The organism is Paraburkholderia sp. SIMBA_053, from assembly GCF_046534895.1.
Classification (GTDB): domain Bacteria; phylum Pseudomonadota; class Gammaproteobacteria; order Burkholderiales; family Burkholderiaceae; genus Paraburkholderia; species Paraburkholderia caledonica.
The window spans coordinates 1-307 of the sequence record NZ_JAWRXU010000387.1 but is presented as its reverse complement, the minus strand read 5'-3'; the positions used below and the strand labels follow the sequence as shown (position 1 = coordinate 307).

Sequence of the window (307 nt, the reverse complement as noted above, 5' to 3'; positions counted from 1 at the left end):
GTCGGTCGTCGACCGTCATCATCTTCAGGCCGTCAGCCTTCGCCTTCGCGACGATGCCCGGTCCGAGCTTCACGTCCGGCGTGCAAATCACGAAGCCTTGTGCCTTTTGCGCAGCGAGGTTGTCGATTGCGCTCATGACCTTCTCACCCGACGGCGCGCCGATCTTCACCAGCGTGAAGCCCTTTTCCTTGGCAGCGGCTTCGGCGAACTTCCACTCGTCCTGGAACCACGGCTCTTCAGGCTGCTTCACGAGGAAGCCGATCTTGACCGGGTCGGCAGCTTGCGCGACGGGTGCGTTGAAGAGCAC

Annotated in this window: 1 protein-coding gene; it reads right to left on the bottom strand. The window is 62.2% G+C overall.

Translation table 11 applies throughout. The annotated features are described in order from the left end of the window. Positions 1-307 (bottom strand): substrate-binding domain-containing protein (locus SB753_RS36110; protein WP_410804899.1); only part of this gene is annotated, 307 nt, incomplete at both ends.